Source organism: Paenibacillus hubeiensis (assembly GCF_032334105.1).
GTDB lineage: Bacteria > Bacillota > Bacilli > Paenibacillales > Paenibacillaceae > Paenibacillus > Paenibacillus hubeiensis.
This window is the reverse complement of sequence record NZ_JAVYAE020000001.1, coordinates 633,930-655,138: the sequence shown is the minus strand read 5'-3', so window position 1 is coordinate 655,138 and position 21,209 is coordinate 633,930. Positions and strand designations below refer to the sequence as shown.

20 protein-coding genes are annotated in these 21,209 nt (G+C 51.3%); 10 read left to right on the top strand and 10 right to left on the bottom strand.

From position 1 onward, the window contains the following. Window positions 1–171 precede the first annotated feature (171 nt). From RSX24_RS02990 to RSX24_RS02965, 6 genes are all read left to right on the top strand, one after another. Window positions 172–1,620, top strand: coding sequence for a CapA family protein (locus tag RSX24_RS02990; protein WP_343259618.1), 1,449 nt, complete (start codon window positions 172–174; stop codon window positions 1,618–1,620). 23 nt (window positions 1,621–1,643) lie between these two features. Further along, window positions 1,644–2,396 carry a glycerophosphodiester phosphodiesterase gene (locus tag RSX24_RS02985; protein WP_339277253.1) on the top strand — a complete coding sequence of 251 codons (753 nt, stop codon included), beginning with the start codon at window positions 1,644–1,646 and terminating at the stop codon, window positions 2,394–2,396. A gap of 44 nt (window positions 2,397–2,440) precedes the next feature. Beyond that, complete coding sequence (locus RSX24_RS02980) at window positions 2,441–3,070, top strand: fumarylacetoacetate hydrolase family protein (protein WP_343259617.1); 630 nt, start codon at window positions 2,441–2,443, stop codon at window positions 3,068–3,070. A 196-nt stretch (window positions 3,071–3,266) separates the two neighbouring features. After that, window positions 3,267–4,076 carry a DUF92 domain-containing protein gene (locus tag RSX24_RS02975; RefSeq protein ID WP_343259616.1) on the top strand — a complete coding sequence of 270 codons (810 nt, stop codon included), beginning with the start codon at window positions 3,267–3,269 and terminating at the stop codon, window positions 4,074–4,076. A 13-nt stretch (window positions 4,077–4,089) separates the two neighbouring features. Further along, complete coding sequence (locus RSX24_RS02970) at window positions 4,090–4,668, top strand: TetR/AcrR family transcriptional regulator (RefSeq protein WP_236418195.1); 579 nt, start codon at window positions 4,090–4,092, stop codon at window positions 4,666–4,668. A gap of 49 nt (window positions 4,669–4,717) precedes the next feature. Further along, complete coding sequence (locus RSX24_RS02965; protein ID WP_343259615.1) at window positions 4,718–6,649, top strand: ABC-F family ATP-binding cassette domain-containing protein; 1,932 nt, start codon at window positions 4,718–4,720, stop codon at window positions 6,647–6,649. A 337-nt stretch (window positions 6,650–6,986) separates the two neighbouring features. On the opposite strand, the gene RSX24_RS02960 is transcribed toward RSX24_RS02965, so the two are convergent. From RSX24_RS02960 to RSX24_RS02940, 5 genes are all read right to left on the bottom strand, one after another. Continuing rightward, window positions 6,987–8,027 (bottom strand): M42 family metallopeptidase, encoded by a 1,041-nt coding sequence (locus tag RSX24_RS02960; protein WP_339277260.1) that lies wholly within the window; start codon window positions 8,025–8,027, stop codon window positions 6,987–6,989. Window positions 8,028–8,163: 136 nt separating this feature from the next. Further along, on the bottom strand, window positions 8,164–8,520 hold the full coding sequence (locus RSX24_RS02955) for a LapA family protein (protein ID WP_343259614.1): 357 nt from the start codon (window positions 8,518–8,520) through the stop codon (window positions 8,164–8,166). Window positions 8,521–8,686: 166 nt separating this feature from the next. Next, on the bottom strand, window positions 8,687–10,477 hold the full coding sequence (gene pepF, locus RSX24_RS02950; RefSeq protein ID WP_343259613.1) for an oligoendopeptidase F: 1,791 nt from the start codon (window positions 10,475–10,477) through the stop codon (window positions 8,687–8,689). 207 nt (window positions 10,478–10,684) lie between these two features. After that, window positions 10,685–10,870, bottom strand: coding sequence for a hypothetical protein (locus tag RSX24_RS02945; RefSeq protein ID WP_236418152.1), 186 nt, complete (start codon window positions 10,868–10,870; stop codon window positions 10,685–10,687). 1 nt (window position 10,871) lies between these two features. Continuing rightward, window positions 10,872–11,105, bottom strand: coding sequence for a hypothetical protein (locus RSX24_RS02940; protein WP_236418150.1), 234 nt, complete (start codon window positions 11,103–11,105; stop codon window positions 10,872–10,874). A 163-nt stretch (window positions 11,106–11,268) separates the two neighbouring features. On the opposite strand from RSX24_RS02940, the gene RSX24_RS02935 reads away from it, so the two are divergent. Next, a complete protein-coding gene (locus RSX24_RS02935; protein ID WP_236418149.1) occupies window positions 11,269–11,466 on the top strand; it encodes a cold shock domain-containing protein in 198 nt (65 codons plus the stop codon). A 124-nt stretch (window positions 11,467–11,590) separates the two neighbouring features. On the opposite strand, the gene RSX24_RS02930 is transcribed toward RSX24_RS02935, so the two are convergent. Continuing rightward, a complete protein-coding gene (locus RSX24_RS02930) occupies window positions 11,591–12,760 on the bottom strand; it encodes an MFS transporter (RefSeq protein WP_236418147.1) in 1,170 nt (389 codons plus the stop codon). A 40-nt stretch (window positions 12,761–12,800) separates the two neighbouring features. Further along, window positions 12,801–14,138 carry a multi antimicrobial extrusion protein MatE gene (locus RSX24_RS02925; protein ID WP_236418145.1) on the bottom strand — a complete coding sequence of 446 codons (1,338 nt, stop codon included), beginning with the start codon at window positions 14,136–14,138 and terminating at the stop codon, window positions 12,801–12,803. 233 nt (window positions 14,139–14,371) lie between these two features. Between RSX24_RS02925 and RSX24_RS02920 the strand changes: the two genes are divergently transcribed. Together RSX24_RS02920 and pfkA are read left to right on the top strand one after the other, a co-directional pair. Beyond that, window positions 14,372–15,397 (top strand): tetraprenyl-beta-curcumene synthase family protein, encoded by a 1,026-nt coding sequence (locus RSX24_RS02920; protein ID WP_438286768.1) that lies wholly within the window; start codon window positions 14,372–14,374, stop codon window positions 15,395–15,397. 55 nt (window positions 15,398–15,452) lie between these two features. Then, window positions 15,453–16,424: a 6-phosphofructokinase gene (pfkA, locus tag RSX24_RS02915; protein WP_236418134.1), complete on the top strand. Its 972-nt coding sequence runs from the start codon at window positions 15,453–15,455 to the stop codon at window positions 16,422–16,424. 86 nt (window positions 16,425–16,510) lie between these two features. Here the strand turns inward: pfkA and RSX24_RS02910 are convergent, their stop codons facing one another. The 3 genes from RSX24_RS02910 to RSX24_RS02900 all read right to left on the bottom strand — a co-directional run bounded on the left by RSX24_RS02910 (window position 16,511) and on the right by RSX24_RS02900 (window position 19,226). After that, window positions 16,511–17,881 (bottom strand): MATE family efflux transporter, encoded by a 1,371-nt coding sequence (locus RSX24_RS02910; protein WP_343260058.1) that lies wholly within the window; start codon window positions 17,879–17,881, stop codon window positions 16,511–16,513. Window positions 17,882–18,046: 165 nt separating this feature from the next. After that, complete coding sequence (locus tag RSX24_RS02905) at window positions 18,047–18,235, bottom strand: hypothetical protein (RefSeq protein ID WP_236418123.1); 189 nt, start codon at window positions 18,233–18,235, stop codon at window positions 18,047–18,049. 178 nt (window positions 18,236–18,413) lie between these two features. Then, entirely contained in the window at window positions 18,414–19,226 is an 813-nt protein-coding gene (locus RSX24_RS02900; protein WP_438286767.1) for a YitT family protein, read from the bottom strand. A 322-nt stretch (window positions 19,227–19,548) separates the two neighbouring features. On the opposite strand from RSX24_RS02900, the gene cshA reads away from it, so the two are divergent. Continuing rightward, window positions 19,549–21,114 carry a degradosome RNA helicase CshA gene (gene cshA / locus RSX24_RS02895; protein ID WP_343259612.1) on the top strand — a complete coding sequence of 522 codons (1,566 nt, stop codon included), beginning with the start codon at window positions 19,549–19,551 and terminating at the stop codon, window positions 21,112–21,114. Window positions 21,115–21,209 lie beyond the last annotated feature (95 nt).

Below are 21,209 nucleotides of genomic sequence, written 5' to 3'. Positions count from 1 at the left end.
AGTTATTTTTCTTTAGATTATGGAATTTCGCGGGTGTGAGCGAAGTTGAAGGCCATAATCGCAAGAAAAATTTCTGCTAAAGGCGGTCTGTCTACTTAGAGAGTGCATCGATAGTTATTTTTCTTATATAATGATAGCGATTGGGTTGAAATGGAATAGAAGAGGTGGTCTATGTATCCCCCAAGATCCGAACGAGGTGCAAGGAAGAAAAAGCGAAAGCGCATAAGCCCGCAAAAGGTAGTCTGGAGCATTAATCTGCTGCTTTTTGTCTGTATCATCCTGGTCTCGCTCTACTATATTCTCGGGATGAAGGAGCAGCAGGCAAGCACAAACCCGCAAGATGAGATTGTAAGTGAGGTTCCGGCGGATCGCGACAATACCGAGGAGAACCAACCTGCTGGTGAATCAGATGCAAAACCGGTAACTGGCGGAACGTTGGATGAAGAGCCTGACCAAACGCCTCAGCCTGACCATCAGGAATCCCCTGCTGCAAGTGGAGGGAAGCAAGGTTCAGAGCCTGCGAATGCATCCGGAACTTCCGAGGCCGGCAAGACAGACCAACCTGCGAAACAGCCGGAAAAGCCAGAGAAGCCTGCGTCATCCAACACTTCGGCTGCTCAGGACAACGATAAGTCTTCGGGTAGCAGCGTTGTTGCGCCTCAGCCTTCGGGTACCTCCGGTGATGTCATTATTAATATTGTCGGAGATATGCAATTTTCGGGCAAGGTAGCGGAAGTCCTCGATAAAAACGGCTATGACTATGCCTTTGCTCAACTTGGAGGCATGTTTAAGGAAGACGACCTGACCATCGGCAATTTGGAAACCCCTGTTACGCTTGGCGGAACCGGGGCTGCCAACAAAACCTTTGTGTACAAATCTTCACCCAAAGCGCTTGCCGCAATGGTCGCTGCTGGATTTGACGCCGTAAACCTGGCCAACAATCACATTTTGGATCAGGGCGTGGAAGGTTTGGTGGATACGCTCACCTATCTCAAGGAGTATGGCATCGAACATGTCGGCGCGGGCATGAATCAGGACGAGGCGTATGCTCCTGTATACATGGAACGCAAAGGAATGAAGATTGCCCTGCTTGGTTTCAGCAGGGTCGTTCCGGAAACGAGTTGGAAAGCCGAAGGAAACCGGGCTGGCGTTGCAGAAGCTTACAGCTCGGCCGCGGCTGTAAATGCAATCAAGGAGGCCCGCAAGCATGCCGATTTGGTCATTGTGGTCGCCCATTGGGGAGAGGAACGTGTAAGCACCCCCAACAGTGACCAGACGAGACTGGCTCATGAATTCGTTGACGCTGGCGCGGATCTGATCATCGGGGGACACCCTCATGTACTGCAAGGCGTCGAGCTGTACAAGGGCAAATGGATCGCTTACAGTACAGGCAATTTCATTTTTTCAAGATCGACCACGGAGGAGACCTGGAAAACGGCTGTCTTCCAGGCGCGCTGCAGCGCGGATGCCAAATGCAGCATGAAAGTGGTGCCTTATGAAGCAGGGCTGGGGCAAGCCATTCCGATGGAAGCCGACGCTGCACGGTTGCTTCTGGAACAGATGACCACGCTTTCTCCTGGCATCCGTTTTGAACCAAACGGAGCAGCTGTGACGAAATGACTATCATTTTAGGGGGAAACCTAGTGAAAAACATATGTGTCGCGCACCGCGGATACTCCTCGGTAGCGCCCGAAAACACGATGGCGGCCTTTTTGCTGGCCATGGAGCAGCCGCAAGTGCAATGGATCGAGCTGGATGTTCAAATGTCGCGCGATGGTGTTCCCGTCGTCATTCATGATTTTTCGTTGGAACGTACGACAAATGGCGAAGGTTTGGTCCGGGAGACAGATCGTTCCACTATGGCATCGCTTGATGCCGGATCATGGAAAAGCAAACAATACGCAGGGGAGCGCATACCGACTTTGGCGGAAGTGCTGGATCGCTGCTGCGGCAAAGTACGGCTCAATATCGAATTGAAGACGGTAGGGAACATGTACCCCGATTTGCCGGAAGCGGTCATTCGAGAGGTGAAGAAGCGTCATATGCAGAACGACGTTGTTTTGACCTCCTTCGAACCGACGGCTTTGATCAAAGCGAAGGAGATCGACCCCGGGATTAGGACCGGGTTGATCATTGATGCCTATCCAGCCGATCTTCCCGAGCGTTTGCAGGAAATGAAGTGCAGTTTTCTGTCTATTGGACACTCCCATGTCAATCGCAGCATGATGAACGATTTGCGGAGCAGAGGCATCCAAGTCATGGCTTGGACGGTGGACGATCCGGCCGTCATGCAGCAGCTCGCGGCGGTCGATCCGGAAGTGATGATCTGCACGAATGATGTGCACGCGTGGCAGGTAGCTTTCCGTGATTCGCATGACCGGTTTATCAAACGTTAAAGGCAAAGCTTTGCATAACGAATCCGACAAAGGTGGTTGTATTCATGCTGACAAATATTCGCAACGTATACTGTGTAGGACGCAATTATAAACTTCATGCCGAAGAACTGGGCAATGCCGTTCCTGACGAACCGATGATTTTCATGAAACCTTCCCACGCGGTCATCCCCATGACTGAAGGGGTCATTGAACTGCCGGCCGGAAAAGGTGAAATCCATTATGAGGCCGAGCTGGTCATCCGCATCGGAAGCAGCCACGAGCCGGGAGTCAAGGTAGATGAGCTTGTCGATGCTTATGCTTTTGGCATTGATTTCACGCTTCGGGACGTACAGTCCAAGATTAAACAAAAAGGCCATCCTTGGACGGCGGCCAAAGGGTTCCACAATTCGGCGCCGATTACCGATTTTCAGCCTTTTCCTGGGGTGAAAGACTTGCTGGAAAGCGACTTTACGCTGACCAAAAATGGGGAAACGGTGCAGCGCGGCAACATCCGCAACATGATTTTCAGCTTGCAGGACATCGTGGATTATGTTGGCCATCATTATGGCCTGGGAGCTGGTGATGTGATCTTCACCGGAACACCTGAAGGGGTGGGACCAACGACGGCAGGAGACGTGCTGGAATTGGGCTGGAATGGCCAAACGGTGGGCAAGTGTTCCATCGCATTGAAGTAGAGGACACCAACATGTGATCTGTCTATAACGGGAACAAAGCTGCAAGGAGCGCGAAGGCGCTCCTTTTGGTTTTGCGGCATTTCATCAACATTTCGGCATCACGGGAAACCGTGTTATAATCAGTGTACTGTTGATCAACTTTTAAAATGGGAGAGCGTCCGTTGCATTTAACGCATGCTGACGTACAGGAGAACATATGGACTGGATCATCGGCGCCGTGTGCGCCTTTATTGTAGCGGGCGCCGCCTATGCCAAAAAATCGCTTACCCTGTCGGGAGCGCTTGCGGCTGTCATGATGGGAACCATCTATTACGGCGCGGGGAACTTGTTTTGGTTTGGTACGCTGCTGCTGTTTTTCATCACTTCCACGGTGCTTTCGAAGTACCGAAAGGATCGCAAGCAGGAGCTGGAGAAATCGTACGCCAAAACGGGAAATCGTGACGCGGGACAAGTCATGGCCAATGGCGGCATCGGCATGATTCTTTGCCTTGCATACTGGCTGTATCCGCATCCGGCTTGGTTGTATGCGTTCATCGGTGTCATGGCGACCGTTACCTCCGATACCTGGGCGACTGAACTGGGTAGTTTAAGCCGCAAGCCTCCTCGTTCCGTGCTGACATGGAAGGTGCTGACACCCGGAGCTTCCGGAGGTGTATCGATGCTTGGCACCACTGCTGCTGCTGCAGGCGGGGCCATGATCGGCGCGGGAGCCTCCTTCTTTGGCTGGATGGCCGGCATGGAACATGCTCATGTGTTGGGCTGGATATGTACGGGACTGGTCGGCGGGCTTGCGGGGGCTTTTGCCGATTCCTATCTGGGAGCAACCGTGCAGCGTATGTATCGCTGCACCGTATGTGGGCGCGACGTGGAGGTTGGAACGCATTGCGGGCATGATACGGTGCGAGCGCGAGGCTGGTCATGGATGAGCAACGATCTGGTGAACGTAATCAGTTCCCTTGTCGGTGCAGGCGTGGCCATTGGATTAGGGAACATTTTTGCGCTATAGGGGGAGTTGCATTTTGAGCAGCGTGCAGGGAGACAAATCGGAAGCCATTTTGGATGCGGCATACACGATATTTGGATCGAAGGGATTTTACGAAACCAAGATGTCCGATATCGCGGACGAGGCGGGGATCGCCAAAGGCACGATTTATTTATATTTCAAAAGCAAAGAGCAATTATTTGTGGCCGTATCGAAAAGGGACTGCAATGAATTCATCAGCCGTCTGGGCCGAGCGCTGGAAGCTCATGAAAGCACGGGCGACAAGCTTGGGGCCATTGCCGAAACACATTTGACGTATTATTATGAGCGCCGCAATCATACCAAGCTGTTTTTTATGGCCCCGAACAATGATCCGGATCTGATGCAGTTCATGAAAGGGTTCATGCGCGAGTACATGGGCGTGGTACGCGAGGTGCTGGAGCGGGCAGGCGTGCCGGACCCTGTATTGCTGGCAGAAGCTTATATCGGCATCCTTGACCGCCTGAAAATGGATATCATGCTGAATCCCGAGTTCGGCGAAGAGGATCTGAACAGACGGATTGCGTTTGCGGCAGCATTATTCCTGGATGGGTGCCGTTCTTTTTTGCAAGCATGAGTGGAGCGGGGACACCATCAACTAATTTACGGAGAAGTGGGTAACGAGCATGAATATAATGACTGTGGAGCAAATCTCCAAGAGCTATGGCGAAAAAATATTGTTTAAGGATGCCTCATTCGGCTTGAACGACCAGGACAAAATCGGCATTGTCGGCGTAAACGGGACGGGGAAATCTACGTTTTTGCGCGTCATTGCCGGGATTGAACAACCCGACGAAGGGCAGATCGCGATCGGCAATGACGTGCGCATTCAGTTTTTGGCACAAAATCCCGACTTCAACCCGGATAATACGGTGCTGCAGCAAGTATTTGAGGGTGACAGCCCGGAGATGAAGACCGTGCGCGATTACACGGAAACGATGGAGCTGCTGGAGCTTCATCCTTCCGACACGGCTTTGCAGGAAAGACTGCTGCGACTGAACCAGCAGATGGAACAGCTCCAGATCTGGCAGTTGGAGAGCGAAGCCAAAAGCATTTTGTCCAAATTGGGCATCCGGCAGTTTGATGCACGCATGGGGACCTTGTCCGGTGGACAGCGCAAAAGGGTGGCATTGGCCTCAGCGCTTATTCATCCTTGCGAACTGCTGATTCTGGACGAGCCGACGAACCATATCGATAACGATTCGGTGGTATGGCTGGAACAATATTTGCAGAAACGGCGCGGCGCGCTGCTTATGATTACGCATGATCGCTATTTCCTGGACCGGGTAGCGAACGTGATGCTGGAATTGGACCATGGCCGTTTGTATCGCTATGAGGCGAACTACACCCGTTTTTTGGAACTGAAGGCTGAACGCGAGGAGCGTGAGGTTGCTTCCGAGCAGAAACGGCAAAACCTGCTCCGCACGGAGCTGGCATGGATTCGGCGGGGTGCCAAGGCACGTACGACCAAACAGAAGGCGCGGATCGACCGTTTCGAACAATTGAAAGACCAGCAGGGCATCCAGCGTTCGGGGGCAATGGATGTGTCCGTCGGTTCCACGCGGTTGGGCAAAAAAATTCTGGAGATCGAGCATCTCTCCAAATCGGTCGGAGATCGCAAGCTGATCAGCGACCTGAATTACATTGCCGTTCCCGGCGACCGGGTGGGCATTATTGGCCCCAACGGCAGCGGCAAGTCTACCTTGCTGCAGATGATTTCCGGCAAGCTGGAGCCGGATGAAGGCGAAGTGGTCCTCGGACCAACCGTGAACTTGGGTTATTTCACGCAGGAGCATCAGGAGATGAATGAATCCCTGCGCGTGATTGAATACATCAAGGAGGCGGCCGAGAACGTGAAAACAGCCGATGGTTCGGTTATCACCGCCTCGCAAATGCTGGAGCGTTTCCTGTTCCCTCCTGCCTCGCAGTGGACGCCGATTTCGCGCCTGTCGGGCGGGGAGAAGCGGCGGCTCTACTTGCTGCGCGTGCTGATGGGTGCGCCGAACGTACTGCTGCTGGATGAGCCGACCAATGATTTGGATATTCAGACATTGGCCGTGCTTGAGGATTACCTGGACGATTTCCCGGGCGTCGTATTTGTCGTATCCCATGATCGGTATTTCCTGGATCGGACCATAGACAAAGTGTTGTCCTTCGAAGGTGCGGGCGTAGTGCGGGTGCATGTGGGCGATTACAGCGAATACGCGGAATGGATGGCCCGTAATGCCCCGGCCCCGGCGGGATTGGAAAATGCCGCAGGCAGTGCCAAGGCACAAGCTGAAACGGCTGACGTCAAGCCTGCTTCCGCTTCCAAGCCGAAGCTGAAGTTCAGCTTTAAGGAGCAGCGCGAATATGAACAGATCGATGATCATATCGAAAAGGCGGAAGCCAACATCGCGCGGATCAATACGGCCATGGAAGAAGCTTTTAGCGATTCCGCCCGTTTGCAGGAATTGATGGCCGAGCAGGCGGAAGCCGAACGGCATTTGGAGCAATTGATGGAACGCTGGACCTATCTGAACGAACTTGCAGAACAGATCGAGCAGAGCAAATCGTAACCACGGACACGAATTTGAAGCAAGGATGCCATCTGTTCGGGGCATAAACCGATATGAACACCTTTCTGATCAAGCGCGGCTTTGCTGTCGCACTGAGCAGGAAGGTGTTTTTGCATTGTCCGCTAGTAAGGCGCTCAGCAGAAATTTTGTACCTTTTCCCTGGATCTATTCCGACCTATAGGACTTGATTTGAAACATTTGATATGAGGAGTGCGTGGGGGAGAATGCGCAGCGTGGTGTCGATTTATTTTTCCAAAAGCAAAGGATGCCGCAACGGAATAAGAAAAGTCCGTAGGCATCCTTTTTTGCGGTGTATATCGTCGCGATATTATGGGGCTTAAGGGGTTGTGATATATGCCGTTAGCAGCCTTGCCGTGTTCAGTACCGCATTTTTGTGCGTACGCTCCATGGAATGGGAAGCATGAACGCCTGGACCGATGAGTGCGGCGCGGATATTGTTGCCGCCGCGGAGCGCTGCGCTGGCGTCCGAACCGTAATCCGGATAAATGTCGACGGCATGATCCAGGCCGCCTTTTTTGGCCAATTCAATCAGACGGCTTGTCATGGCATAATCGTAAGGCCCGGAAGAATCTTTGGCACAGATCGAAACGTCGGTTTCTTTGCAGCTCAGATCATCCCCCATGGCGCCCATATCAACGGCGATCATTTCACTGATCTCCGCTGGGATGTGCGCGGCGCCATGACCGACTTCCTCATAGTTCGAAATGAGCAAAAGAACGTCATGCGCCGGCTTCCAACCCTCGCGTTTGGAAGATTCCAACAAGCCGAACAGTGCAGCTACGCTGGCTTTGTCATCCAGGTGTCTCGATTTGATGTAACCACTTGGCGTAATAACGGCCCGGGCATCAAAGGAAATAAAATCCCCGACGCCGATTCCGAGCGCGAGAACGTCCTCTTTGTTGTTCACGAGTTCGTCGATGCGTACTTCCATATGGCTTTCCTTGCGCTCGAACGTGCGGGCGTCAGGGTAGACATGGACCGAAGGATGCAGCGTAAGGATAGTGCCTGTATACGTTCTGCCGTCACGGGCATGGATCGTGCAATATTCGTTTTCGATGCTGTGCATGGTAAATCCGCCAACCGAAGTCAGTTTGAGCGTGCCGTAGGACGTAATGGAGCGGACCATGGCACCCAACGTATCGACGTGTGCGCTGAGGCCGATCGTTTTGCTGTTGTCTTGCCCGGGCAAACGCAGAATGGCGCCGCCTTTGTTGTTCAGTTTGGATTCAATGCCTAGAGATTGGGCTTCCTTGCAGATCATATCGATAATATGATGGGTATAACCGCTGGGACTAGGAGTGTCCAATAACGTTTTTAAAAAATTCAATACGTATGATTCATCGATGGTATGATGCATGGGTCATTTGTCCTCCTTCATTGAAACTCACAATTTAAAAAACAGAAACACAGCCTGGCAGGCGGAAATGCAGTGCATCACCAAGTACCCGGCAGGCTGCTTCGAGTGCTACCATGTATTGTTCCGCTCTAAATCCCTACTCCTTTTTATGCAAGGAATCTGGCTCCTCCGTTCCGATCGGAGCAGCTGTTTGAGATGGTTCCGCGGAAGCAAACGAATCAGGCGAGAATGGGCTCGCCGCAGATTGTTCTAGTTCGGTAATACGCAGCTTCAATTGTTTGTTTTCGCGCTGAAGCCGGTATTGGCGGTAAATGCCGTAAGATCCCACGATAACGCCGCCGATCAGCGTGCAGCCGAGAATGAGCAGAATCAACGGAATCTGGAACGTGTTGAACAGCAGGTTGACCTTCACGGCGTTGACGTTAATCACCGCAAAAATGCCGGTTAATAATGCAAAAACGAGACCTGCAATGAGGGACCATTGCATTTTCATGATGTTGCCTCCTTGATAGGACCATCCTTCTCCTGAAGGAAAGGCTATGCAGCATTTTAATTCTTTCCTGGGTCCTGAACGTTTGCAGTCTGATCCGATGATAAAATCCCCTGCCCGACAAGGGCAAGGGATGAACCGTTTCAAACCGTTCAAACAGGGGTCCGCCTTACTTGGTGAGCTGTTCCATCTGCTCGATCAGTTCCTTGAAAACGCTCATGGCTTCGCGAATCGGCTGCGGCGAGGACATATCCACGCCTGCCTTTTTAAGGATGTTGATGGAGAAGTCGCTGCCGCCGCTTTTCAGGAATCCGAGATAACGATCTACCGCAGGTTGGCCTTCCTCAAGAATTTGCTTGGAAAAGCTGGTTGCCGCAGAGAATCCTGTTGCGTATTTATAAACGTAAAAGCTGTTGTAGAAATGGGGAATGCGAGCCCATTCCATCTCGATATCTTTATCAACGACCATGCCGTTTCCGTGATATTTGACGTTAAGGTCATAATAAATTTCCGACAGCAATTGCGGCGTAAGAGCCTCGCCCTGCTCGGCACGTTCATGAATGATTTTCTCGAATTCCGCAAACATGGTTTGACGGAATACGGTGGTGCGGAATTGGTCCGCATAATAAGTAAGCAAATACAGCTTTTCTTTCGGATCTGTCGATTTTTTGAGCAAGTAATCCATCAGCAGCGCTTCGTTGGTCGTGGAAGCGACTTCGGCCAAGAAAATGGTGTACTGCGCATCACGGTAAGGCAGCGCGTTGTCCGAATAATACGAATGCAGCGCGTGGCCCATTTCATGCGCCAACGTGAACATGCTGTTCAAATTGTCCTTGTGGTTGAGCAATACATAAGGGTGCGTGCCATAAGCGCCCCAAGCATAAGCTCCCGACCGTTTGTTTTCGTTTTCGTACACGTCGATCCAGCGATCGTCGTATCCGGATTGCAGGACGGAGGCATAATCCTCGCCCAGCGGCTTTAGGCCTTCTTTCACGATTTTCTTCGCTTCATCATAGGTGATGTCCATTTTGTATTCGTCCACGAGCGGGGCGAACAGATCGTACATGTGCAGTTCGTCGACCTTAAGCAGTTTTTTGCGCAATTCCATGTACCGATGCAGCAGCGGCAGGCTTTCGTGGATGGTGTCCACAAGATTGGTATACACTTCTTTCGGGATGTTGTCGCCATATAGGGACATTTCCAGCACGGAAGGGTACTTTCGCACATTGGCGTAGAACATGTTTTTGGTTACGTTGGCATTTAAGGCTGCGGCGATCGTATTCTTTTGTTTGGCGTACGTTTCGTAAACGGCTTTGAAGGCACGTTCCCGGACCTCGCGGTTCGGATTCTCAAGCAATTGGATATAGCTGCCGTGAGTGAGTTCGACTTCCTTGCCGTTTTCGTCCTTCACTTTCGGGAACTTTAAGTCGGCGTTGTTCAACATGCTGAAAATGGTTGACGGAGCCTGCGAGAGGTTCCCCACCTGGGCCAGCAAAGCTTCCTCGGCCTGGGTGAGAACATGTGCCTTTTCGCGTTTCATTTCCTGTAACGTAAATCGGTAGGGTTTGAGATCGTCGTTGGCAATGAAGGCATCAAGCTGTTCGTCCGGCAGGGACAAAATTTCAGGCGTTACGAACGAAAGCGCTTCGCCGACCTTGACGCTCAGTTTCTGAGCTTTCTGGGAGAGACTCTGGTATGTAGGGTTGGCGGTGTCTTCATCCTGATGCATGCGTGCATAGACAAACAAGCGCTCCAGCTTCAGGCTGACTTCGTCTTCGAGCTCAAAGCTTGCCTTCAGCGATTCGGGTTTGTTCAGCTTTCCCTGGAATTCGGAGGCTTTTTTGATTAAAGCAAGTACTTCCTCATATTCCTGATCCCAAGCCTTTTGGTCTGCAAACAAGTCCTCCAGTTTCCATGTATGCTCAGCCGGCACCTCGGAACGTTTCAATATTTGACTCATGGGAATCCTCCTTTGTTGGGATAATGGAAGGGATGTATGTATGGGCCGGTCTGTCCTTGCCACGTTCGCTTGTGCGGGGAGAGGCGAAGGGATCAGACTGAACGCCATCAGAACGAGCAACGTGTTTCGCCATTTCAAGCGGTTTCCTCCTCGTCGGTAAAATACCCGAATAGTATGGCCGGAGGGTCGCTGAAATATTTGGGAGCGTCAAGCGCCCATGTTGAACAAGAAGTAAACGATCAGAAAAAAGGCGAAGCCGATCATGAGGGTGGCTATGAGGGCCATGCCTCGTTTCAGCTTGGCCGGGATGGACTCCCGCCCCAGGATCAGTACGATCCCGAGGGAGAAGGCCAGAATAATGAAGATGAACGCATTGCTTGAATCAAGCTGCATATCAAACCTCTTTGAAGGCGGCCATCAGACGCTGCCATTCTTCCTCGCGGTTTTCGAAATCTTCTTTCGGGAAGCGGCGTTCGGCCCACTGCATCAAGGCAGGACGGCTCAGAAACGTATGGCATTCCTCGCCCCACTGGTCGGAAATTTCGCGCAGCACCAAATATTTGCCCTGCACTTCAACGGTCATCATGTTCCACTTGTCGGTTTTGTATATTTCATGTTTTTTGATCATAGGTCGTCTCCAAACTTACGGTTTTGGTAAAATGATACCGTACCCTTAGATGCAAAGCAAATTTTTTCGCATTCTTTGGAAAAGATAAATTGCAATGTGCATGGTCATACAGTATAATGATGGTATTCACCACAGATGGTGATATTTTTAGGAGGTTGTTCATTTGAAAGGTACAGTTAAATGGTTTAACGCAGAAAAAGGCTATGGCTTTATTTCCGTTGAAGGCGGCGAGGACGTATTCGTACATTTCTCCGCAATTCAAGGCGACGGTTTCAAAACTTTGGAGGAAGGTCAAGCGGTTGAATTCGAAATCACTGAAGGAAGCCGTGGTCCTCAAGCAGCTAACGTAATTAAATTGTAAGATCTATCCGCCCGGCGGATCTCTTATAAATGATTGACCGATAGCTGAACATTAGCAATCAAGCACAGTCTCCCTTATGGGTGGCTGTGCTTTTTTTGGTTCGGTTCAACCAAGCCCCACCCGATTACGTGCGGCGGAGCATGTGGAAGAACAGTTGGAGCGCGAATCCGATCAGGGCGGCGAATGCAAAAGCCATCGCCGTCAAATAAAACGTTTCCCTGCCGGCATGTTCCAGAAGCAATCCGCCCAATGTGCCGCTGAGCAGTCCTGATGCGCTGGACCATACAATCGTGAACAGGGCCATGCCGGTCGCCCGGTAATTGTCGGGAACGAGCCGAGTAATGTAGCGGACAGCGGTCACATAGAAAACGCCGAAGGTCAAGCTGTGCAGAAACTGAACCATGATGACGGTAGCGGGCGTATCGGCCATGGACATCAAGAACAGCCGGATCGTGTACATAAGTGCGGCAAGAGCAAGCAAGGGCAGCTCTTTATAGCGGTTGCCGTACTTGCTGAGCAGCAAAAACACGGGAATTTCGCTTACGGACCCAATGAGCAGGGACCAGCCGATGACCCCTTCGTTCGCTCCGAGTTCCTTAAGCGTGATCGTCAGAAAGGCTTCGTTCATTCGGTGGCCCAGGGCAAGCAGGAAGGTACAGCCGAAAAAAAGCAATACCTCCCGGCTCTTCAGAATCGACCATAGCCCGGAAAGCTCCATCTTGCTGCTGCTCGCCACAGGCTGATCCTGAAGCTTGAATCCGATAAGCAGCGTGGTTGTCACGATGGCAATGCATATCCACATCGTCCAACCCGGTCCGAAGGAGCCGAGAAAATATCCGATGGCCAATGCAAAGAAGGCATACCCGATCGAACCAAAAACCCGAATGGACGTAAAGTTTTTGCCGTATTTGCTGGCCGTGGTGATCGCCATCGTATCAGCCAGGGGGTAGACCGGATAATAGAAAAAATAAAAAAGGGTGACCAGGACGAACACTTCGCCAAACGTTGTTGCATTGGCAAGCAGCACACCCATGATCAACTGCCCGGCCAGCAAAATGATCATCACTTTCCGCACCGTTTGGTATCGGTCGCTGGCCATGCTCCAAAACATGTTGGAAAACACGGAGATGAGCGGACCGATTCCATACAGGTAGCCAATTTCGGCCCGGCTGAAGCCCAGATGGCTGAAAAACAGCTGGAAATAGGACACAACGAGCACGGTGGACCCGAAAATGGTGAACATGAGTGCCCGCAGCCAGTTTTGATCCGGACGGGCGAGAGGACTTGAATTCATGGTTGACATACTCCAATCTCGTAGTTGAAATCCGTTGTTCCTAAAGGGCGGAGGATTTTCCGCCCCTGCCTGCCGATCTCATCGTAGGCTCCTGCTGCGTGCGCCGGATGACCAGCCACACGATGACCAGTTCGGCAAACAGACCCAGGGATTGCGCGATGGCGCCGATCATGCCGTTCCAGGACGGAAACAGGTTAATCAGGATAAGCAGAACAATCATAGTGCATATTGCATTGGCGGCCTGGGATCGGAACATCGTTTTGGTCTGCCCGCGCAGCAAAATGAGGCCGTTGCTGAAATCCAGGAACGGGGAGATCAGCGGAAACAGCACAAAGGCGCGCAGGGTCCATAAGCTCTGTTCCAGCAGATTGCCTTCCACGCTCATGATATGTTCCAAAACCCATGGGCCTAGCGGCGTATAGGCGATAGACGTCGTCATCGCAAACGGAACGAAGCCCGTGACGAGCGCGAACTTTTTGACGAGCGTGGCATTGACCTCATAGAAGTTCAGCACGATCTGGTGAATATAAGTAAAGAAGCTCAGCATGAGCTGCATCAGGCTGCTTGCTACCGCAAAGGAGGAGATCGCCAGTGCGATGCCCGTCGTTTTGCCAAGCGCGATGTTAATGACCGGGCCGATGAACAGTGCGACGAAGCTGGACAGGAGCAAAGGTTTGTAAAAGCGAAATACTTGCCCCTTCGTTTCTACCGGATGATCTTCCAATTTGGCAGGCATGTTCCGTTTGATGCTGTTTCCTTCGACAAAACTAACCAACGCCTCAATAATCATGCCGACCGCAAAAATGATAGCGCCTACACGACCGCTGTTAATGGTATCCGTATAGATGAAATAGAGGGAAAGTCCATACATGCCGGCAAGCCGGAACAACATGCCGAACGTTAGCCATTTCGTGCGGTTATTCGTAATGATGATGCCTTGATAGATGTTACGGATGACCGAAAATATGCTGACATACATCAGGATCTCGTATACATCGATGACTTTGGTCAAGAGGTCGGGACTAACGCCGAACAAGTATTTGAACACGAGCGTTCCTACGGGGGAATACACGATCGCAAAACCGATCAGAAGCACGCAGGCCAAAAATATTTTCGTGACGAAAGCGAGCGCCTGAAAAGAAAGGCGGTCACGAACCAGCGCAGAGCAGGTTTGCCGCAATAAAGTGGAAGGGCGCTCGGTTAAGGTCAGCAGGCTTCCGGCGATTGCATAACTGGCAATGACCGTTTCCGGGTGCGCCGAGCGCGCCAGCGTGCTGTTAATGATTACGTGAGAAATGGTGACGAGAGAGGCGGAAATGCCGAGCGGCACGAAAAAAGCAAATAACCGTCTCCATGAGAGCGGTTCACCTGACGTCATGTCAACGACTCCTTTTATGGATGAAATAAAGTTAGTATACCACAAAGCTTATGCAGTGGATGCGATTTTTTGCCGTGCCGGCAGGGCAGATCATTTGTACAATTAGGGGGATCATATTATAATAGTAGTGGTTTAAAATCGCTTTATTACGTATTCAATCAAGTGGAGGCACATTTAATTTGAGCCAATTCAATCAAAGCCGCCATCAATATCCGCGGGGACCGCTCGATTTGATGAGGAAGGTGTACAGGAACACCATTCCGGAAACCCGGAAGGAACTGGACGGTTGGAGAGCAGCGGCGGAGCGCATTCCGAACGAGGAGCTGCGCAATCAAGCCTTGGCCAGCCTCAGGGACAAGCAGTTTCACTGCGAAGGGGGCACGGTATATGCCTTGCCCGACATGAACCAGAGGCACATTCTGATCCCGCTTATCGTTTCTTATCAAACCATTAGTGATTATTTGGACAATCTATGTGATCGCAGCACGTCGATGGATCCCGGCGATTTTCGCCTGCTTCATCAATCGATGCTTGATGCGGTTAACCCGGAGGCTTCGCCTGTCAACTATTACGCGCTTCGCGAGGAGCAGGATGACGGAGGATACCTTCATTCCTTGGTGACGCGGTGTCAGGAGCTGACGCGCCAGTTGCCCGGCTACGAGGCCGCCAAACCTCAAATTCAGGATCTGGCAGGTCTATACACGGACCTGCAGGTATATAAGCACATCAAACCCGAGCTGAGAGAAACGGCGCTGCTTGAATGGTGGTCGAAGCATCGTCACCGCACGCCTCAGCTGCGCTGGAACGAATTTGCTGCCGCGACCGGTTCCACGCTGGGCGTTTTCATGCTATTCTTGGCTGCAAGCGACGGGCACCTGACGGAAGAGCAGGCTGCTTTGATTCATAGAGCCTACTTCCCGCATGTGTGCGCACTGCACATCTTGCTTGATTATTTGATCGACCAGGATGAGGACCGTGTGGGCGGAGATCTCAACTTTTGCAATTATTACGATCATGTTGAGACCATGCTGGACCGCATTGCTTTTATCGTGGAGATGGCACGCAGCGATGTGCGGAACATTCCGGGGAATTCGTTCCACCGAATGATTATCGAGGGACTGCTGGCCATTTACCTGTCTGATCCCAAAGTCAGCGAACAGCAGGAAGTTCGCGCCGTATCCAAGCGTTTGATGAAGAAGAGCCCGATGACCCGGGTGTTCTTCTTCGCGTTCAGCCGCTGGATTCGCAAAAAAATGTAAGTCAGGCGTTTTTGTTGCGGGAGCCTGAAGTGAAACTAGAGGAGGAAGAAACATCATGTCAGCAGTAAAAAAAATCGCAGTTCTAACGAGCGGCGGCGACTCACAAGGAATGAACGCAGCTGTTCGTGCCGTCGTTCGCAGTGGTTTGTACCATGGTCTGGAAGTCTACGGCGTGCAGCGTGGATACCAGGGTTTGCTCAACAACGACATTTTCCCTATGGATTTGCGCAGCGTTGGCGATATCATTCAGCGCGGAGGAACCGTCTTGCAATCGGCCCGCTGCAAAGAGTTCTACACCGCTGAAGGACAACAAAAAGGGGCGGACATTCTGCGTGCGCGCGGCATTGACGGCCTGGTCGTGATCGGTGGAGATGGCTCCTACAACGGGGCAAACAAATTGAGCAAATTGGGCATTAACACCATGGGACTTCCTGGAACGATCGACAACGACATTTCGTTTACGGATTACACCATTGGCTTTGATACAGCGGTTAGCGTAGTTGTCGATGCGGTTAACAAATTGCGCGACACGATGTCCTCCCATGAACGTTCTTCCATTGTTGAGGTTATGGGACGACATTGCGGCGATATCGCACTGCATGCCGGCCTGGCTTCCGGCGCGGAAACGATCCTGGTGCCGGAAGTTCCATTCGACATGGACGAAGTGGCAGAGCGCATGAAAGCAAACTTTTCACATGGCAAACGCCACAGTATCATCGTTGTTGCCGAAGGCGTAGGAAAAGGCGAAGATGTAGCCAAAGAATTGATGGAACGCTGCCCGACCTATGAACCGCGTGTAACCGTGTTGGGACATATCCAGCGCGGCGGGACTCCAACGCCGTTTGACCGCAACCTGGCCAGCCGTCTGGGCGATTTCGCCGTACGCTCACTGATTGAGGGAGAAACAGACAAAGCTTGCGGAATCATCAAAGGCGAGCTTGTGTTGACGGACATCGATAAAGTGGTCAACACCAAAAAACAATTCGATTTGGACACTTACGAGCTTGCGATTCGTCTGTCCCAATAAATCCGGCATCATGCAAGAAAGAGCACGGCACCACTTGAAGTGGGCCGTGCTCTTTCTTTATGCACCGCATGCGGAGCGTCATCGGTTTATCTTTGCTGAACGTGGTTGCTGCTCTGCTGTGCCGCCATACGCTGCACGGCAAACAGGCGATACAAGAGAGCGACAGCCCCCACAGCAAGACCAGCGATCAGGCCGATCCAGTACCCAAATGGGCCAAAGGATGTGTACGTTGCCATGAGATAGCCGACGGGCAAACCGATAATCCAATAAGCGACAAACGTAATGATCAGAGCAGGATTTACATCCTTGTACCCTCTGAGCGCGCCTTGCGTCGGGGTTGCGATGGCATCTGAAATCTGGAAAAAAATGGCGTAGATCAAAAAGTGCTGGGTTAGCCCGATGACGTCGGCTTCTTTGGAGTACAGCCGGGCTACCGTTTCGCCGAATATCAGGAGCAGAGCGGCGGTAACCAGAGAAAGCAGCACTGCGCCTCCAATGCCTATGAGACTGTATTGTTTGGCGTCCTTCACGCGGCCTGCTCCCGATTCATAGCCGACAAGGATGGTAAGTGCCATGCATATGCTTACCGGAAGCATGTACAAGGTTGATGCAAAATTCAGCGCAGCCTGGTGCGCCGCTATGGTTACCGTATCGAATCGGCTCATGAGCAACGTGACGGCGGCAAAGATCGAAGTTTCGAAAAAGGTGGCAAACCCGATCGGGATGCCGATTCGCAGCAATTCCTTCCACTTGCTCAGCGATACGCCACACCATTTTCGGAAAACTCCGTATCGGGCAAACGGCTGAATCCGGTGCACAAAAAATATGCTGATCAGAAAAATCAACCAATAGGTGCTTGCCGTTGCAACGCCTGCTCCGACCCCGCCCAATGCGGGAAAACCCCAGCGTCCGTAGATCAGCAAATAATTCAGAATAATGTTGATCGGAAGGGAGATCAACGTAATCAGCATCGTGACTCTCGTTTGCCCCAGCGCATCCATGAAACTGCGGAGCACGGTATACCCGAACAGCGGTAGAATGCCGAAAGCAAGCGCGCTCAAAAATCCATGAGCGACTTCTGCAACCCGGAAGTCCAGAGGCATGGCGTCCAGAACGGGGTTTAGCAGCAGAGCGCCAGCGCCGAGCACAATCAGTGCAACCGCGAGGCCGAGGTATAGGGCCTGCAACGTGCTGCGGCCGATCTCGTCATAGCGTTTGGAGCCAAGAAGGTGCGAAACGATGGGAGTGATCCCCATCAAAATGCCGTTAAGCCCGGTCTGAACGGGCATCCAGAGGCTTGTGCCTATAGCGACGCCGGCCAGATCGGCGGGAGAGAAGCGCCCTGACATGTTCGTATCGAAGAACGACATGGCAGACAGCGATATTTGCGTCGTGAAGATCGGTAAAAATATGATCAAAAACGGTTTGATTTTTTGCGAAAAACTCGTTGTTAACATGTTCACGTGAAAGGCCTCTCTGTTCTGAATAATATCATCAAGCTGTCGTATTGAAAGCGCACAGCTATTCATTGTAGAGGATTTTCATTCGTTTGAATAGACGGGGAAACAAAAACCGCCTCCAACCGGGCATTCCCGGCTGGAGGCGATTTGTTCATCACTGAATTATTGAATAAAACTTTCGTTCTGATGTTCGCAAATACTGTATTGAATAATTTCCATTGCGTCCCCTTGCTCCAGAATGCCCATTCCATCCCGGAGGACAATGAGTGAGTCCAGCTCATTCGGTTTCAAGAAAGGGAGCATCTCAGGGCACCATCTGTTGACGATTTCTAACAGTTTCACCGTTTCCATCTCCACAACAATCACCCTTTCCTACTCGAATTCCAAACATGGTAACTCATTCGGCGAGAATTGGAAAAGCATAAGGCCTGTGAAATTGAAGGGCAGTTCCCTGCTATACAATCATATTTAGGAGCTGTGCACCATTATTATACCACAAAGTTACGAATTGTTAATCGGACAGAAACCTTTATCCTCTACGGAACGAGCCCATTACGCCAACCGTTTCCACAATGTTAACAAATGCGTTTGGGTCGGTTTCCTTGATAATGCGTTTGACTTCGACGAGTTCATACCGCGTGGTTACTGTCATTAACATGTCCTTTTCAATGTCGGTGTATGCTCCTTGCGTTTTGATTTTGGTGACGCCGCGCTTGTGTACAAGCATTTTTTTGAGCATGGCCTCGGTTTCGTTGGTCACAATATACAGCGTGACTTTGACATGGCTGATATGGATGAGATCGAGCACTTTGCCTGTAATGTATATCGACAAAATGGAGGCCAGGGCGATGTTCCAGTCATCGTTCAGGTAACCGGCAAGCAAAATAATGGCCCCATTCATGCCGGCCATTACGGTTCCGATCGGAAAATCGCGATTGCGGGTAAAGATTGAGCCGACAATGTCAAGACCGCCGGTCGAGCCGCCAACCCGGAATGAAATGCCTGTTCCCAGTCCGACCAGAACTCCCCCGAAAACACAGCTCAGCAATGGGTCGTCCGCTACGGTAATGATTGGCAGAAAGCCGATAAACCACGAAGTGGCGAGGACCGAAACAATGCTAAGTATAATAAAGCGCCTTCCGAGAATGAACCAGCCTGCAATGAGCAGTGGAATATTCAGGACAAAGTACATCACGCTCAGATTTAATGCCGTAAAGTAGCCAAGAAGCATGGATATGCCGGAAACCCCGCCGCTAAGGAGCTGATGGGGAATCAAGAACCAGTTAAAGCCGCACGCAATGGCAGCCGCGCCAACGATGATCGCCAGAAAATGCCAAATCATTTTGGGCAATTTAATCACCTCATTTTAGTTTTGAATCAGATCGCTGGTAATCTTGATTTGTTTTGTGATATAATAATTTGTGGATATTCTTGAGTAGGAAACTTTTTCCAATTGGAACGGTTAAAATTTAAAGTGTTTCAACGTATGCTATGTAGTTTTAGTCTTATGTTGGGGGCCCATTCACGAATTCGGCAACAAGGTAAAATTGGTGAAATGAAATCGGCGTTGTGGGAAACCCTATAAATATTAACGCTACTTAAGAATACAGACAACAAAGTGGATTGTCCACCATGTCCACCCTATAGAAGGAGTATGAATAATTTTGACAAATTTCTCAGAATTCAATTTGGAACCACTGGTGCTGCAAGCGATCACCGAACTCGGATTTGAAGAAGCGACTCCGATTCAGGCAAAATCGATTCCAGTAGCTCTGACGGGCCGTGATTTGATCGGTCAAGCTCAAACAGGTACAGGTAAAACGGCTGCTTTCGGTATTCCGCTGATCAGCAAAATTGCCAAAAACGACGAAAAAATCCGTGCCCTCATCATGGCGCCTACCCGCGAACTTGCGATTCAGGTTGCCGAAGAGATCGAAAAACTTACCCGCTTCAAGGGCCTGCGCTCCCTGCCTATCTACGGCGGACAAGACATCGTTCGCCAAATCCGTGCCCTGAAAAGAAAACCACAAATTATCATCGGTACGCCAGGACGTCTCCTGGATCACATCAACCGCAAAACGATTAAGCTTGAAGACGTACAAACCGTTGTACTGGACGAAGCGGATGAAATGCTGGATATGGGCTTCATGGAAGATATCCAATCCATCCTGAAGCAAGTGCCGGACGATCGTCAAACCATGTTGTTCTCAGCGACAATGCCTCCTAACATCCAGAAATTGGCTCAACAATTCCTGAACAACCCAGAGCATGTTTCCGTCATTCCAAAACAAGTTAGTGCACCTCTGATCGACCAGGCTTACATTGAAGTGCCTGAGCGCCAGAAGTTTGAGGCGTTGAGCCGTTTGCTCGACATGGAATCCCCGGAGCTCGCCATCGTGTTCGGTCGTACGAAACGCCGTGTGGACGAATTGGCTGAAGCGTTGCAAAAACGCGGTTATTCCGCTGATGGTCTGCATGGTGACTTGTCTCAAAATCAACGCGATACCGTTATGCGCAAATTCCGTGACGGCAGCATCGACGTTCTCGTGGCAACGGACGTTGCGGCGCGTGGTCTGGACGTTTCCGGCGTAACTCACGTTGTGAACTTTGACCTTCCGCAAGATCCGGAGAGCTACGTTCACCGTATCGGCCGTACGGGCCGCGCTGGTAAAGAAGGCGCAGCATGGTCGTTCGTTACTCCGCGCGAGATCGATCACCTGCACTTCATCGAACGCGTGACGCGCCATCGCATTCCGCGCAAACCGCTGCCTACGCTTGCTGAAGCAGTAGAAGGCAAACAGCGCGTAACTGCAGAACGTCTGCTTGAAATCATGCAAACCGGCGAGTTGAACGAATACAAAGGCATTGCCATTCAATTGCTGGAACAATACGATTCCGTTCAATTGTTGTCTGCGGCATTGAAGTTGCTGACTGGCGACAAAAAGGATGCGCAAATCGAATTGACGCCGGAAGATCCGATCCGTGCAAAACGCCGCAGACCAGATGTGCGTTCCAGCGGACGCAAACCATCCGGTTACAACGGCAACCGTAGCGGTGGCGGCGGCGGATATAACCGCGACCGCAACAGCAATAGCGGACGTGGCGGATATAACCGCGATCGCTACAGCAGCGGAAGCAGCAACCGCGAAGGTGGCTATAACCGTGACCGCAAACCGCGCACAAACAACAATGAAGGACGTCGCCCTGCACGGGAGTCTTCTTTCGAATAATAAAGCATGACTGAGAATGGAGCAGGTTTCCTGCTCCATTCTTTTGTTTTGCCTTCGGGCAGGGACTTTCTGAGCCGGGGTTAACGATACGGATG